This window comes from Kerstersia gyiorum (genome assembly GCF_004216755.1).
GTDB lineage: Bacteria > Pseudomonadota > Gammaproteobacteria > Burkholderiales > Burkholderiaceae_B > Kerstersia > Kerstersia gyiorum.
In genome coordinates, this window is record NZ_SGWZ01000003.1 from 26,984 (window position 1) to 41,209 (window position 14,226).

The window sequence follows — 14,226 nt, forward strand, 5'->3', positions numbered from 1 at the left end:
GCTTTTCTTGCCTTGCGGCGACAGCAGGATTAGAAAGCAGGCATGCCAGACCAATCTTCATTCATTACCCCCTTGCCAATGACGTTGATCGCCACCGGCAAGGCCCTCCCCGGCCAGCGCATCACTGCCGCGGAGCTCGATCTCAGGCTGGGACGCCCGCAGGGCTACAGCCTGGCCCAATCCGGCATCCAGTCGCGCCACCTGGCCGATCCCGGGGACGACCAGGCCGTGCTGGCGGCACAGGCCTTGCACGACGCCCTGCGCCAGGGCGATATCGCCCCGGCCTCCATAGACCTGCTGATCAGCGCCAGCGCCATTCCGGTGCAGGCGCTGCCATGTTCGGCCGCCCATGTGCTGGCACAGGCGGGCTTGCCTGACGGCACGCCGGGTTTCGACATCAACGCCAGTTGTGTCAGCTTCATCACTGCCCTGCACACGGCGGCAGCCTTGCTCAACAGCGGCGCCTACCGGCGGATTGCCATTGTCTGCGCCGACCTGGCATCGCGTGGCGTCGACTGGCAGAATCCGAAGTCATCCCTGATCTTTGGTGACGGTGCCGCGTGCGCCATTGTCGAAAAAGGTAACGGGATGCAACGCCTGCTGGGCTTCCGCCAGCACACCCATCCCAGCCATGCCGCGCTTTGCGAAATCCGAGCAGGCGGCACGCGCCGCAATCCGCGCAGCGGCATGGAAGACTCCGATTTCCTGTTCCAGATGCAGGGAACTCGGTTGTTCCGGCAGACTGCGCCATTGATGCAGGCCATGCTGGATGGCCTGCTGTCCGCCGCGCACCTGACACTGGCAGATATTGAGCGGGTGATTCCCCACCAGGCCAGCCACCTGGGCATGTCGCACATGCGCGAGCGCCTGGGCATCGACAACGACAAGCTGGTCGATATCTATGCCACGCACGGCAACCAGGTTGCTGCGTCCCTGCCCACGGCACTGCACGAGGCCCATGGCAGCGGTCGGTTGCCTCGGGGCGCACCAGCTGCGCTGATCGGCACCGGCGCCGGGTTAACGCTGGCCGGCCTGGTCTGGCAACTATGAATACGGCCTCCCCTGCGTCGCCCGCGCTACGTCCCGGCGCGCGCATTCTCGTGACAGGCGCAACCAGCGGCCTGGGGCGCAATGCCGTCCAGTGGCTGTGCCAGCACGGACATGCCGTCCGGGGCACTGGCCGCGACCCCGTTGCGGGCGCCACCCTGGCGGCACAGGGTATCCCGTTCCAGCGCTGCGACCTGGCTGACGCGGGCGCCGCGGAACTGGATACGCTGGTCGCTGGCGTCGAGGCCATCTGGCACTGCGCCGCGCTCTCCTCGCCCTGGGGCCCTGCTCGCGACTTCCGGCGCATCAATGTCGACGCCACCATGGCGCTGGCCCGCGCCGCCATGCGCGCCGGCGTACCGCGCTTCATCCATATATCCACACCGTCGCTCTACTTCGATTTCCAGCACCGCTACGATGTCGACGAAGATTTCCGCGCTGCCCGTTTCGCCAACGAATACGCCCGCAGCAAGCATGAGGCCGAAGTGGCGCTCGCCGCGTTGGCAACAGCGGACAGCCCTACCCGCTTTACCCTGCTGCGTCCGCGCGCGATTTTCGGGCCGCACGACCGCGTCCTGTTGCCGCGCCTGCTCGCGCAACTGAAAGGGGCAGCCGGCGGCACGCTCAAGCTGCCCAGGGGCGGCACCGCTTTGCTGGACATGACCTATGCCGGCAACGTGGTGCACGCCATGGCGCTGGCGACTGCACAAGCCTCGCTGCCCAATGGGCGCGCCTACAACATCAGCAACCACGAGCCCGTGCGGCTTGCCGACATTCTGCACCAGTTGCTGGCAGTCGAACTGAAGCTCCCCATCTCCATTCAATCCGTTCCCTATGGACTGCTCCATGCCGCTGCGGCGGCAATGGAAGCCGCCGCCAGGATCAGCGGACGCGAACCCATGCTGACGCGCTACAGCGTTGGCGCCGTGAATTTCGATATGACGCTGAGCCAGGCGCGCGCCCGCAACGAACTGGGCTATCAGCCCCCCGTCGGTCTGCAGGCGGCTGTCGCATTGACAGCCGCCTGGCTGCGCGGCGCTGATGCCGACGGAGGCATCGGTGGCTGAGCTGCAAACCTACATCGCCGGCTACTGCACACATCCGGCCTGCATGGCCCTGCGCGGTGCCGGATTGCGCATCTGCCGTTTTCCTGCACGCGCGTGGCTGATACGCACACGCCAGCGCCAATGGATCTGGGATACCGGCTATGCCAGCCATTTCCATACCCAGACGCGGCGTGGGCTGATCAGCTTGTACCGGCGTGTCACGCCCGTTCATTTTGATGAGGAAGAAGCGCTGGTGCGCCAGCTTCGGGCCGACGGCGTCACTCCTGGCGAGCTGGATGGCATTCTGCTGTCGCATTTTCATGGCGACCATATTGCCGGGCTACGCGATTTCCCCGGCGTTCCGATTTACTGCTCCGGCACCGGCTGGACTGCCACCCGCCCTTTGCGCGGCTGGGCTGCATTGCGCCAGGCCTACGTTCCAGGCCTGATTCCCGAGGATTTCGAAACGCGCATGCGTGCAGTGGAACAACTGCCCGCCGTGCGCCTGCCGGCCGCCCTGCAACCGTTCGAACAGGGGTGGACGCTGCCCGGCGCGGAGGATGAAGTCTTCATCGTCGCGCTGCCCGGCCACGCCGCCGGGCACCTGGGCGCATTCGTGCAGACTTCGGGCGGCTGGACCCTGCTGGCCAGCGACGCTGCCTGGGCACCGGCCAGCTACCGCGACGGCACGCCTCCCTCGCGACTGGCCCATCTCGTCCTGCATGACGTGCCCGCCTACTACGATACCTTGAGACGCCTGGGCGAACTGCATCATGGTGGCCAGGTACGCATCCTGCTCAGCCACGAGGGGGATATCTGACATGGGCCGCTTGCGGGATACCCTGGCAACACTGTGGCACTACCAGCGCGCGCGGCGCCTGCGGTTTTCCAGTCGCACCGCCTTGCTGGCGCACCAGGAACGCCAGTTGCAGCGCTTCCAGCATGAAGTGCTGCGCCATAGTCCTTACTTCAAGCCCTTCATCGGCCTGCCATTGGCGCAATGGCCACTCATGGACAAGGCGCTGATGATGGCCGAGTTCGATCGCATGAATACCGCAGGCCTGCGGCGTGACGAACTGCTGGCATGCGCGCTGAATGCCGAACGCAGCCGAGATTTCTCCCAAATGGCTGGCGCCTACAGCCCCGGCCTGTCTTCCGGCACCTCCGGACGCCGCGGCCTGTTTGTGACCAGCCCGTCAGAGCGCAACCAATGGGCAGGCACCATCCTTGCCCGCCTGCTGCCGCGCGGCCTGTTCGCCGGTGAACGCGTCGCGCTGTTCCTGCGCGCCGACAATTCGCTGTACCAAGGCGTGAACAGCCGCTGGCTGACGCTGGAGTTCTTCGACCTGTTCCAGCCGCTGGACGGGCAATATGCCCGCCTGGAAACCTATCGCCCGAGCATCATCGTCGCGCCGGCGCAAGTACTGGGCGCGCTCGCCCAGGCGCTGGAGCAAGGCCGGATCGACATTCCGCCGCCCATGGTAATTTCCGTCGCCGAAGTGCTGGAACACCAGGAACGGGAAACCCTGCAGCAACGGTTTCCCCGAGTGGCCGAGGTCTACCAGGCAACCGAAGGTTTCCTGGGCGCGACCTGCGAACATGGCAGCCTGCACCTGAACGAAGAGTTCATCCATATCGAACCGGAATGGCTGGATGAACGGAGATTCCAGCCCATCATTACCGATTTCACCCGGCGGACACAGCCTATCGTGCGCTACCGCCTGGATGACATCCTGACGCTGCGCGCCACGCCCTGCCCATGCGGCCGCCCGACCCTGGCGCTGGAAGCCATCGAAGGCCGACGCGACGACCAATTGCGCTTGCCAGCCCTGAAGGGCGGACATGTCACGCTGTTTGCCGATGTCTGCAGCCGCGTACTGGCCCTGTCCCTGCCGTTGGAGGCAGACTATCGCCTGTGGCAGCACGGGGACACCGCCCTGGCCCTGCATGCGGCCGGTTGCTCGCCCGCCGAGTTGCAACGCTGCCAGGCCGCGCTGACCGGTTTGTTTGAACGCCATGGCGTAGACACGGCCAGCCTGCAATGGACGCTGGCCGATGCAGTACCAGCACAGGCCGCACACGAGAAACGCCGCCGCATCCGCCGCTTACGGCATGAGGACACGCCTGCGGCGCAACGGGAGTCGCCATGACAGAACCGGTTCAAGACGTTGGCCATGAAACCCGCCCGGGCGCCCGCACTTTCCGGTTCCTGCCCCTGCTGCGTGGCTGCGGCCCCGGCTGGCTGCCGCAGCGCCTGTGGCTGATGCTGATCGGCTGGGGGGCCATCGGCCTGGCCTACGGCAGTGCCCACTGGCTGCAAGGTGCCGGGCGCTCGCTGCCGGAGCTGCTGCCGGATCGTCTGCTGCCCTTCCATCCGTTGGCAGTCTGGCCTTACCTTTCAATGTTCATCCTGGTGCCGCTGGCCTACCTGCGCTGCCCGCCGCAACGGCAATATGCGCTGGCGGCGGCCATGCAATGCTGCGCCGCTGCCGCCTGGCTGTGCTTTATGTTGTTCCCCACCACGCTGGCCGCCTACCCTGCGCCAGACCCGGGCACGATATCAGGCTGGCTGCTGCACGGCCTGATGCAAGTGGACTCCCCCCAGAATTGCCTGCCTTCGCTACATGCCGCACTGACGCTGCTGTGCGTGCACGCGCTGTACCGGGATGGCTCGCAGACTCGTACACGCACCTACAATCTCGCGCTCTGGCTATGGGGCGGGCTGATTGCCCTATCCATCATCGTCCTGCGCCGCCATCTTTTCATTGACCTGATCGCCGGGCTGTTGCTGGGCCAGGCCGCAGCAATGTATTGCGGCCTGGCTGGCAAGCGCGCGCTGCCGGCTGCAGCAGCGCGCCGGACTGCCCCCTGCCGCTCCGCCAATCATCCTGCCCAACGGGAGACACTGCAATGAACGCATTGGCCCTGCCCATCGCCTTCATGCTCTTTATTGTGCTGGCGGAAGCCTGCTGGCTGCATTGGCGCCGCAGCGCCGACCATGACTGGCGCGATACGATCTTCAACCTCAATTCCGGGCACATCGTGCTCTGGCTGTTCCGCGGCATGGAAGTCGCACTGTTCGGCTGGATTGCCAGCCATGCCAGCCTGGACTGGTTCACCCGCATGCCCGTGGCACTGCAATGGACGGCAGGCATCCTGGCCTGGGATTTCTGCTTCTACTGGCTGCACCGGCTGCACCACCGCTACCGCCTGCTCTGGGCTGTCCATGTCGTGCATCATCAGGGTGAAAAATTCAACCTGTCCCTGGGCGTGCGCAACTCCTGGTATTCCTCGCTGACCTCCATCCCGTTCTTCCTGATCCTGGCATTGCTGGGCATGCCGGTAGAAATGTTCGTGGCTGTTTCAACGCTGCACTACTCCATCCAGCTCTTTAACCACAATGCCGTCACGCCACGGCTGGGCTGGCTGGAATATCTGCTGGTAACGCCCAATCACCATCGCGTGCACCATGGCACCCACGAGCGCTACATCGACAAAAACTTCGGCGGCAGCTTCATTTTCTGGGACAAACTGTTTGGCACGTTCGAACGCGTTCATGCAGATGCCCCGCTGAGCTATGGCGTCATTGGCATGGCGCCTTCAGAAAACCCCTTTCGCGCCAGCAATGACCCCGTGCTGCGCTACCTGGGCCTGAAACCCGCCAATGCTGCGCCAGCCCCGCGCAGCACCGCCCCGGCGTGGCTGGTCGCCAGCGGCGGCATCATCCTGTTCTGCGTGGTGGTGGCCTATGTCTGGTCCGAGGGGCAGTGGCCCTCGTGGTGGAGCCAGGCCGCGCTGTTCCTGCTGCTGGCCTGCGGCACGATCGCCCTGGGTGGAATGTCCGAGGGACGCCGCTGAGGCTGGCGTTGCTGGCCCCTCATCTGCCTGCTGGTTCCGGCAGCGCTGGCAGGTGCCGTGCTGCCAGGCAAGACACTGACATGGCTGGCGCTATCCGTGCCGCTGGCCGCGCATGGCCTGCTGGCCTGCGCGTACCGCTATCGTGCGCTGCGCTCGGGCCGCACCAGCCTGCCGGCTTCCGGGCAGCTTACCGTGCAGCCGGATTTGCCTGTGAATACCGGAACTATGCGCGGCCCCGCCGACGCGGCTCAGCGGCCCTAGCCCGGCGGGCCGGTATGCAGGGTGCAAGAAGCACCGGAGGCATAAAAGGCACAAAAGGCGCGAGGACTGCCGGGAACCACCCATGCCGTCTCAGGCCGCTGCGCCCGCGCCCGTCCGGCGCAACCAGAACAATGCGATCAGCCATGCTCCCGCCATCAGGCCGACCAAGACGGAAAATGGCCAGGTCGAGGACATTTCATACAGCGTCGTGCTGGCGATCGGGGCGATGATGGCCGCCGTCCCTTGCGTGGCGGCCACCAGACCAGCGACTGCCCCTTGGTGCTGCCGGTCGACACTGACAGACGCACCAGACATGAAACCCGGAAAAATCATGCCAGCACCGCAGCCAATGAAGGCATAGGCCAGGTAATAGGCCTGCATGCTGCGGGTCAGCAGCAGCACCAGCAGGCCCACCGCCACCAGCGGCGCCCCCACAGCGACCAGCCGGCGCGGCTGCCACTGCAGAAAACGTATCTGAACAAACTGGGTAAGCATCAATACCACACCCACCAGCGTCAGCGCCCCGGCCAGAACACGCGCAGTACTGCCCGCGCTCAGCCCGAGATGGTCCTGGAAATAGAAACCGGCAGTGATCTGCAAGGTCACGATGCAGAGCATGTTGATCAGGCCAACCAGCAGCCAGGGCAGGATGCGGGCGTCCAGCGGGCTCAGACGAGGGCCGTCCACATGGCTGCGCGGCGGTGCAGCAGGCAACACCCGGCGCACGACGAACCAGGCAAACAGCGGCAGCACGGTTGCCAGCACCATGGGCCAGATCAGGCCAAAAATTGCCAGCGTACCCGCCAATGCCGGTCCGAGAACCATGCCCACGCCATTGGCGGCCCCGATCACGGCCATACCGCTGCTGCGCTCCTCGGGCGTGGTGATGTCAGCCATATACGCCTGCGCGCCGGTCGGCACAGCAGGCAGGAAAGCGCCTACGAAGGCCCGCCCTGCCAGCAACAGGATAAACAGCGCCATGCCACCGACGACGCCATATAGCCCCAGACCGATGATGACGGTATAGACGAGGTAGCTGCCGCACAGGCCCGCAAACCCAGCCAGAATCACGGCCTTGCGGCCCAGCGCATCACTGCGCCGCCCCCACCATGCACCACACAGCGCCATGACGACTGACCCAACCGACACCATCCAGCCCCCCTGGCTTTCACTCAGTCCCAACTCGCGGATCAAGGGCGCCAGGATGGGCAGGATGATCGTCACGCCCAGCGTCGACAGGCTGACGCTCAGGAAAATGGTCAAGCGCACCAGGCGCTTGTCTGGAATAGCGATGGCGCCGGCCTGTGCCGCGTCCGGTTGGTTCATGGTGCATCCTGGTTGATGAAAATGGAACTTATTCCAACCGGGATTCTAGACCGTATCTGCAAACTGACCTATGGCGCAATGCCAGATGTTTCCAGCCTTGCCCAGACGGTGCAACACCGGCCGCTCTCCCCGCCTGGCCACCTGGCTCAGAACTGGTCCAGCGGCAACTTCAGGTAGCGCACGCCATTTTCCTCAGGTTCCGGCAAGCGGCCGGCACGGACATTGACCTGAACGGAGGGCAGTATCAGCCTGGGCATGGGCAGGGTGCGGTCGCGGTCGGTACGCATGCGCACAAAATCTGCTTCACTGATGCCATCGTGCACGTGAATATTGCCTGTCCGCTGTTCTGCCACCGTCGTCACCCAGCGCGGCTCGACGCCCTCTGCCGGGTAATCGTGGCACAGGTGCAGGCGTGTTTCGGGCGGCAAGGAAAGCACCCGGCGGATGGATCGGTACAGCGTGGCGGCATCGCCGCCGGGAAAATCGCAACGCGCAGTGCCGTAGTCCGGCATGAACAGCGTATCGCCCACAAAGGCATCACGGCCGATGATATAGGTCAGGCATGCTGGCGTATGGCCGGGCGTATGCATGACGCGCACCGTCAGCCGGCCCAGTGAAAAAGCTTCGTCATCGTCAAAGAGACGATCGAACTCCCTGCCGTCCGTCGAAAGATCGCTCAGGTGATAAATCCCCTTGAAAACGCGCTGCACGTCCTGGATATGGCTGCCTATACCGATCTCGCCGCCAGCATGGGCCTTCAGGTAGGGGGCAGCCGACAGATGATCCGCATGCGCGTGGGTCTCAAGCAGCCACTGCAAGCGCCAGCCGCGAGACCGCAGTAGCGCCAGTATGCGGTCGGCGCTCTGGTGTGAAATCCTTCCAGCTGCGGCATCGAAATTCAGCACGCTGTCGATGACCGCCGCCTGACCGGTATCCGGATCCGCGACGATATGCGTCACCGTCGCGGTGTCTGCGTCATAGAAGGATTCGATGAGCGCGTCTTTCATGAACGACCTCTTAATTACCTATGGTAATAACAGAAAAAACTTATACTATATGGTAAACCGTTTTGCCGCTGCCAGGAACACCCGCCACGCTCCCCGCGCCCTTGCTCATCCTCCCTGCCCCGCGCGCGAGGATGACATTTTGCGACAGATAAAAATGAGTCCCCACGCTGCACCTTCGGCTGAACTGCCCCCAAGGAGTGTTTTTGTCTTGAACGGCCCGGCGACAAAAAATTTCTCTGCACAAAAACCCTTACCGACTGAAAAGTCGGTATAAAATCACCGCATGCTGACGGTTGCTGTAGCCAGTGCGATATCCATCGTCCGGCCATATGACTCCCATGGCAGCCGCCTCTTCCATGAGCCCTGAATACTGAAGCTACGCAGGCTTTCCGTTTTCTTTTCGTGCCATTCCGCCATGTCTACGACGACGACTCCCGCTACAGACCGTCAGTGCACCGCCAGGATCTGCCTCATGCATCTCATGCAGGCGGCGGTGTTTGTCATGCTGCTGACTGCCTCCAGCGCCTGGAGTATCCGCACGCTGCTCTACCAAACGGCAGGCTGGAGCGAACTGGCGGCGATGGTGATCGCTATCTGCGCAACCTTGTGTGTGGTCTGGCTGTTTGCCGGCAAAATCCGACGCGCCCTGTTGCTGTGGATGGTATGTGCCACGGCATTTCTGGCCTGGTATCAATTCGTTCCGCAGACAGTGCTGATCCAGCCCTGGGCGGAGGAAACCGTCCTGCAGACGCCCGTCGTCTGAACACAGGCAAAGCCACCTAGGCTTTTTCCGCTCCGGGCGCCTGTTTGGGACGCAGGCTGTCCAGCATCAATTGTTTGTGGGCCTTGCGAACTGCATCCAGCGATTCCGTGCAATCGGTATCCGCATGGATCAATTGCCATATGGCGCAATAGATCGCCGGCGAGAAGGCAATGGCAAAACAATCGGTCAGTGCGCTGGTGCGCAGACTGCCATCGGACGTGCACTGGTTGATGATGCACTGCTGCTCTTCAATATGGCGCAGCAGGTCCGTCCGCCATTTCTGCATCAGCTGCGGCACCCGCCCGCTTTCGGATACCACCAGACGCAACACCGCCAGGGCCTTGGGGTCGCCAATCGTGCAGTAGATTTCATCCATGTACTCGTCGACCACCTGTTCCAGCGTGCGGCCATCTTGACGCAGCCAGACCTCATTGGGAAAGTCAGGAGCCAGGATTTTTTCCAGCAGCGCTTCGAAGATGGCTTCCTTGCCCGAGAAGTGGGCATATAGCCCCGCCTTGGACATGCCTACGCGCTTGGCAATGTTTTCCATGCGCGCCGCCCCAAAGCCGTGGTCGGAAAACTCCACCAGCGCGGCGTCGAGAATTTGCTCGATCCGCACGGCAGGCGACAACCTGACGCGCTTGCGGGGGCGGTCATCGGTAGTTTTTGGCATGGCGAACGGCATTCCCTGAACAGCAAGACATCATAAGGCTTCGATTATACGGCCCGCCCTGTTCCACCCAGTTACAAACACCTTCAAAGTTATGCACAGTTTGCAAGTTACCCACAATCACTGTGAATAAACCTGTTGGCAGATGGGGGATATACGGGAAAACACTAATTCTTACAAAGCCTTGTCATTCTTTGGTCAGAAACAGTGCAATTTTGCAGCCCTGCCAGCCTGCTGCAACCCCTTGGACAATCCATCCACGCTAGCATAACGCCATGACCGCAGACCTTTTTCCCGACCTGCACGTCGGCCAGCGCGACCGCCTGGAGCCGGGTGCCATCGTGTTGCGCGGCTATGCGCTGGCACGGGCTGAAACCCTGCTCGCCGACCTGGCCGCCATCGAGCAACAAGCCGCCTTCCGCCATATGGAAACGCCTGGCGGATTTACCATGTCGGTGGCGCTCACCAACTGCGGCCGCTACGGCTGGACCAGCGATCGCCAGGGATACCGTTACACACGCACCGACCCGGCCAATGGCCGTGAGTGGCCTTCCATGCCTGCCAGTTTCTCCAAGCTGGCGCACGAAGCAGCCACCGAAGCCGGCTTCCCTGGTTTCCAGCCGGATGCCTGCCTGGTCAACCGTTATGTTCCCGGCGCGCGCCTGGCCTTGCACCAGGACAAGAACGAACGCGACGCCAGCGCCCCCATCGTTTCGGTATCTCTGGGCATGAGCGCTACCTTTCTGTTCGGCGGCCTGCTCCGCTCCGATCCCACCGCTCGTATCACCCTGCTGCACGGCGATGTGGTAGTCTGGGGCGGCCCCGACCGGATGCGCTATCACGGCATTTTGCCGCTCAAGGGCGACCCACACCCGCTGCTAGGCGCCCAGCGCCTGAACTTCACCTTGCGCAAAGCTGCCTGAGACAAGACCGGACCGGCGCAAACCCCGATGGGCAATGTTCCTGCCCAAGCCAGCTGTGTGCCGCCTCGCCCATCCATCCGAAGCGCCAGCTTGGGGACAGTTACCCACAACAAATGTGAATAAGCATGTTGGCACTTGTGGGACAGGGAAAAAACTCCCAATGATTACAATGAGATGAAACACATTGATCAATCATTGACCAGATAGTGTTTTCCGGCCTGTTTTCCGCTTCCCGGACCAGCAAAGCCAGGCTTTCCACAGGCAATCTCCCCCTGCAACAGACTATCGCCGCCACAAAGGCCTGCCACACCGGCCGCCTAGTCCTTTTTTTCCATTTACCCACAGCAACTGTGAATAAGCCTGTTGGCACTCTTTGAACACATCAATAAGTGCCATAAAAATCAAATAGATAGAAGAAAATGATCACTTATTGATCAAAATGAAGAAACCGTCAGGCATTATCCGGTAACTAGCGGCCAGGCACAGCCCGTCCTCACAAACAGATGGCTGCCGTAGCCTTGGCTTCAAAACGTCCGAGCCATACCTGGGAAAGGCATGCTGGCATCCCCGCGCTACAAACCAGCTACGGCCAGCGCTGAACACGCAAGCGCACAAGGGGAATACTGGAAGGAGAAAAACGCGCAGGACGCAATCAAGCCTTGCAGCACCAGGACATCAACACTGAACAGTCTGCGCGGCTCCGCTCCAACAGCAGCGAACGAAAAAAGGCCCAGTTCATTGAACTGGGCCTTTTCATTTTGGTGCCGGTGAGAAGAGTCGAACTCCCGACCTTCGCATTACGAATGCGCTGCTCTACCAACTGAGCTACACCGGCGAAACCTGTACTGCGATAAGAATTAAATTATAGCACGTAAATTCAAACACAGCACAAGTGGCCTGCGAGAAAAAATTATCACAGGTCGCGTGCCAAGCTGACGGCCATACCCAGGTAGCTGCGGGGCGTCATGTCGAGCAAGCGGGCCTTGGGTTCGTCAGGCAGGGCCAGGCCGGAGATGAATTCACGCAACGCTTCCTGGGTAATGCCCTTGCCACGCGTCAGCGCCTTGAGCTGCTCATAGGGCTGCGGCAGGCCATAGCGGCGCATCACGGTCTGCACCGGCTCGGCCAGCACTTCCCAGCAGGCGTCGATATCGGCGTCGATGGCGGCAGAATTGACTTCCAGCTTGTTCAGGCCGCGCAGGCAGGCGTCATAGGCCACCAATGCATAACCGAAGGCCACGCCCAGGTTGCGCAGCACGGTAGAGTCCGTCAGGTCACGCTGCCAGCGCGACACCGGCAGCTTTTCCGACAGGTGGCGCAGCATGGCATTGGCCAGGCCGATGTTGCCTTCGGAATTCTCGAAGTCGATGGGATTGACCTTGTGCGGCATCGTCGAGGAACCAACTTCGCCTTCCTTCAGGCGCTGCTTGAAATAACCCAGCGAAACATAGCCCCAGATGTCGCGGTCCAGGTCGAGGATGATGGTGTTGGCACGGGCCACGGCGTCGAACAGTTCGGCCATCCAGTCATGCGGCTCGATCTGGATCGTGTGGCGGTTCTGCGTCAGGCCCAGGTCGCCCAGCACGCGTGCGCTGAAGGCAGGCCATTCGATTTCGGGATAGGCCGAGTAGTGGGCGTTGTAATTGCCGGTAGCGCCATTGAGCTTGGCCAGGGGCTGCACCTTGGCGACATTGTCGATGGCACGACGCAGACGGGCCGCGACGTTGGCAAACTCCTTGCCCAGTGTCGTAGGGCTGGCAGGCTGGCCGTGGGTACGGGCCAGCAGCGGTTGTTCCGCGTGCGTGGCAGCCAGGGCCGCCAGCTTGGCGTAGACCTTTTCCAGGGCAGGCAGCAACACCTGCTCGCGGGCGCGGGTCAGCATCAGCGCGTGCGAGGTGTTGTTGATGTCTTCGGACGTACAAGCGAAGTGAATGAACTCTGCGGCACGGTCCAGTTCCTCATCCCCGGCCACTTGTTCCTTCAGCCAGTATTCCACCGCCTTCACGTCGTGATTCGTGGTGCGTTCGATAGCCTTGATGCGCGCGGCATCGGCTTCGCTGAAGTTTTCCACCAAGGCCAGCAGGCGCTGGCGGGCACGATCGGAAAAGCGTGGCAGCTCGGGCAGGCCGGCTTCGGACAGACCGATCAGCCAGGCGATCTCAACTTCCACCCGATGGGCCATGAAGCCAGCTTCGGACAACAGGCCACGCAGGGCATCGCCCCGGCCGGCGTAGCGCCCGTCAAGCGGCGACAGGGCATTGAGGGAACTGATCTGATCGGCGATTTGCATGATTTCTGACAAAAAAACAACAATTTGCGAAGTCTTGGATTCTAGCATCCGGAAACCGTGCACGGCCGGGCTACACTCCCGTGGAGCCGCTCTATGGCATGATTTCGCCGCATCGGCTGCTTGCCGCATCCGGCCAGCTCCGGGAACATCACGCTTTGTTCCGGATAGCACGCAGTTAACTGCCGCTCAAGCCGGCATGCTGCCCGCCGCCATGGAAACATGGCCCCCCGCTCCGGACACATGATGTCTTGGCAGGGTACGTCTGGTGATTTACCGCACTGGGATATACTGCCACCGCATTTGCCTGATCACGTCGCTTTCATGAAACTGTTAGGTTCGCTGAACAATCCCTTCGTACGTAAAGTACGGATCGTCCTCGCCGAGAAGAAACTCAACGTCCAGCTGGACGTCGAGGATGCCCCGACCGGCTCAATATCGGTACGAACCTACAACCCGCTGGGCAAGACGCCCTGCCTGGTCATGGAGGATGACGCCGCCCTCTTCGATTCGCGCGTCATTGTCGAATACCTCGATACCCTCTCGCCTGTCGGCCGCCTGATTCCGCCTTCGGGGCGCGAACGCGCCGCCGCCAAGGGCTGGGAAGCACTGGCGGACGGCCTGCTCGATGCCTGCCGTACCATCCAGGAAGAACGCGCCCGCCCCGAAGCCCTGCGCAGCGAGGACATCGTCGCCAGGCAAATCGAAACCGTGCACGCGGCCCTCGAAGTCATGAACCAGCAACTGGGCGAGCAGACCTTCTGCATGGGCGTGAATTTCAGCCTGGCCGATATCGCCGTGGGCTGCGCGCTGTGCCATCTGGACCAGGAATTCCCCGAGCTGGACTGGCGTGCGAGCCACGCCAACCTGTTGCGCCTGCACGAAAAGCTGCTGGCCCGCCCTTCGTTTGCCGAGAACCTGCAGCAAAGCGCCCAGCAGTAAAGCGACCCGGTCGGCGCCTCCAGCCGACCACAGGCTGCCGGCAGTGCCAGCCTTCGCACCGTTGCATTTGGCCTGCAGAGCCTCCATGAAAAAACA

14 protein-coding genes and 1 tRNA gene are annotated in these 14,226 nt (G+C 62.4%); 10 read left to right on the forward strand and 5 right to left on the reverse strand.

What is annotated here, in order from left to right; genetic code table 11:
• The first annotated feature begins 42 nt into the window (after window positions 1-42).
• From EV679_RS10015 to EV679_RS10045, 7 genes are read left to right on the forward strand one after another with little or no spacing between them, the layout of a single operon-like run.
• Window positions 43-1,050 carry a 3-oxoacyl-[acyl-carrier-protein] synthase III C-terminal domain-containing protein gene (locus EV679_RS10015; protein ID WP_068373845.1) on the forward strand — a complete coding sequence of 336 codons (1,008 nt, stop codon included), beginning with the start codon at window positions 43-45 and terminating at the stop codon, window positions 1,048-1,050.
• Window positions 1,047-2,114 carry an NAD-dependent epimerase/dehydratase family protein gene (locus tag EV679_RS10020; protein ID WP_068373846.1) on the forward strand — a complete coding sequence of 356 codons (1,068 nt, stop codon included), beginning with the start codon at window positions 1,047-1,049 and terminating at the stop codon, window positions 2,112-2,114. The genes EV679_RS10015 and EV679_RS10020 overlap by 4 nt, the downstream gene beginning before the upstream one ends.
• Window positions 2,107-2,913 carry an MBL fold metallo-hydrolase gene (locus EV679_RS10025; RefSeq protein WP_130487128.1) on the forward strand — a complete coding sequence of 269 codons (807 nt, stop codon included), beginning with the start codon at window positions 2,107-2,109 and terminating at the stop codon, window positions 2,911-2,913. Before EV679_RS10020 ends, EV679_RS10025 begins: the two co-directional genes overlap by 8 nt.
• 1 nt (window position 2,914) lies before the next feature.
• Window positions 2,915-4,243: a F390 synthetase-related protein gene (locus EV679_RS10030; protein ID WP_130487129.1), complete on the forward strand. Its 1,329-nt coding sequence runs from the start codon at window positions 2,915-2,917 to the stop codon at window positions 4,241-4,243.
• On the forward strand, window positions 4,240-5,007 hold the full coding sequence (locus EV679_RS10035; RefSeq protein WP_130487130.1) for a phosphatase PAP2 family protein: 768 nt from the start codon (window positions 4,240-4,242) through the stop codon (window positions 5,005-5,007). The genes EV679_RS10030 and EV679_RS10035 overlap by 4 nt, the downstream gene beginning before the upstream one ends.
• Window positions 5,004-5,951 carry a sterol desaturase family protein gene (locus tag EV679_RS10040; protein ID WP_130487131.1) on the forward strand — a complete coding sequence of 316 codons (948 nt, stop codon included), beginning with the start codon at window positions 5,004-5,006 and terminating at the stop codon, window positions 5,949-5,951. Before EV679_RS10035 ends, EV679_RS10040 begins: the two co-directional genes overlap by 4 nt.
• Before the next feature lie 57 nt (window positions 5,952-6,008).
• Window positions 6,009-6,212, forward strand: coding sequence for a hypothetical protein (locus EV679_RS10045; protein ID WP_130487132.1), 204 nt, complete (start codon window positions 6,009-6,011; stop codon window positions 6,210-6,212).
• 90 nt (window positions 6,213-6,302) lie between these two features.
• On the opposite strand, the gene EV679_RS10050 is transcribed toward EV679_RS10045, so the two are convergent.
• Both EV679_RS10050 and EV679_RS10055 read right to left on the reverse strand, forming a co-directional pair.
• On the reverse strand, window positions 6,303-7,538 hold the full coding sequence (locus EV679_RS10050; protein ID WP_130487133.1) for an MFS transporter: 1,236 nt from the start codon (window positions 7,536-7,538) through the stop codon (window positions 6,303-6,305).
• Between the two features lie 146 nt (window positions 7,539-7,684).
• Complete coding sequence (locus tag EV679_RS10055; RefSeq protein WP_068373868.1) at window positions 7,685-8,545, reverse strand: MBL fold metallo-hydrolase; 861 nt, start codon at window positions 8,543-8,545, stop codon at window positions 7,685-7,687.
• A 472-nt stretch (window positions 8,546-9,017) separates the two neighbouring features.
• On the opposite strand from EV679_RS10055, the gene EV679_RS10060 reads away from it, so the two are divergent.
• Entirely contained in the window at window positions 9,018-9,308 is a 291-nt protein-coding gene (locus EV679_RS10060) for a hypothetical protein (RefSeq protein WP_068373869.1), read from the forward strand.
• 16 nt (window positions 9,309-9,324) lie between these two features.
• On the opposite strand, the gene EV679_RS10065 is transcribed toward EV679_RS10060, so the two are convergent.
• A complete protein-coding gene (locus EV679_RS10065; RefSeq protein ID WP_165390024.1) occupies window positions 9,325-9,981 on the reverse strand; it encodes a TetR/AcrR family transcriptional regulator in 657 nt (218 codons plus the stop codon).
• A gap of 272 nt (window positions 9,982-10,253) precedes the next feature.
• Between EV679_RS10065 and alkB the strand changes: the two genes are divergently transcribed.
• A complete protein-coding gene (alkB, locus tag EV679_RS10070; protein WP_130487134.1) occupies window positions 10,254-10,901 on the forward strand; it encodes a DNA oxidative demethylase AlkB in 648 nt (215 codons plus the stop codon).
• Between the two features lie 759 nt (window positions 10,902-11,660).
• On the opposite strand, the gene EV679_RS10075 is transcribed toward alkB, so the two are convergent.
• Window positions 11,661-11,736: transfer RNA gene (locus tag EV679_RS10075), tRNA-Thr, on the reverse strand.
• A gap of 78 nt (window positions 11,737-11,814) precedes the next feature.
• Window positions 11,815-13,191, reverse strand: a complete 1,377-nt coding sequence (gene purB / locus EV679_RS10080) for an adenylosuccinate lyase (protein ID WP_130487135.1) — start codon at window positions 13,189-13,191, stop codon at window positions 11,815-11,817.
• A gap of 321 nt (window positions 13,192-13,512) precedes the next feature.
• Between purB and EV679_RS10085 the strand changes: the two genes are divergently transcribed.
• Window positions 13,513-14,130, forward strand: a complete 618-nt coding sequence (locus EV679_RS10085; RefSeq protein WP_068374150.1) for a glutathione S-transferase family protein — start codon at window positions 13,513-13,515, stop codon at window positions 14,128-14,130.
• Window positions 14,131-14,226 lie beyond the last annotated feature (96 nt).

Coding starts and splice junctions, on each gene's coding strand:
- EV679_RS10015 (WP_068373845.1), top strand. CDS start 43: ATGCCAGACCAATCTTCATTCATTACCCCCTTGCCAATGACGTTGATC.
- EV679_RS10020 (WP_068373846.1), top strand. CDS start 1,047: ATGAATACGGCCTCCCCTGCGTCGCCCGCGCTACGTCCCGGCGCGCGC.
- EV679_RS10030 (WP_130487129.1), top strand. CDS start 2,915: ATGGGCCGCTTGCGGGATACCCTGGCAACACTGTGGCACTACCAGCGC.
- EV679_RS10035 (WP_130487130.1), top strand. CDS start 4,240: ATGACAGAACCGGTTCAAGACGTTGGCCATGAAACCCGCCCGGGCGCC.
- EV679_RS10040 (WP_130487131.1), top strand. CDS start 5,004: ATGAACGCATTGGCCCTGCCCATCGCCTTCATGCTCTTTATTGTGCTG.
- EV679_RS10050 (WP_130487133.1), bottom strand. CDS start 7,538: ATGAACCAACCGGACGCGGCACAGGCCGGCGCCATCGCTATTCCAGAC.
- EV679_RS10055 (WP_068373868.1), bottom strand. CDS start 8,545: ATGAAAGACGCGCTCATCGAATCCTTCTATGACGCAGACACCGCGACG.
- EV679_RS10060 (WP_068373869.1), top strand. CDS start 9,018: ATGCATCTCATGCAGGCGGCGGTGTTTGTCATGCTGCTGACTGCCTCC.
- EV679_RS10065 (WP_165390024.1), bottom strand. CDS start 9,981: ATGCCAAAAACTACCGATGACCGCCCCCGCAAGCGCGTCAGGTTGTCG.
- alkB (WP_130487134.1), top strand. CDS start 10,254: ATGACCGCAGACCTTTTTCCCGACCTGCACGTCGGCCAGCGCGACCGC.
- purB (WP_130487135.1), bottom strand. CDS start 13,191: ATGCAAATCGCCGATCAGATCAGTTCCCTCAATGCCCTGTCGCCGCTT.
- EV679_RS10085 (WP_068374150.1), top strand. CDS start 13,513: ATGAAACTGTTAGGTTCGCTGAACAATCCCTTCGTACGTAAAGTACGG.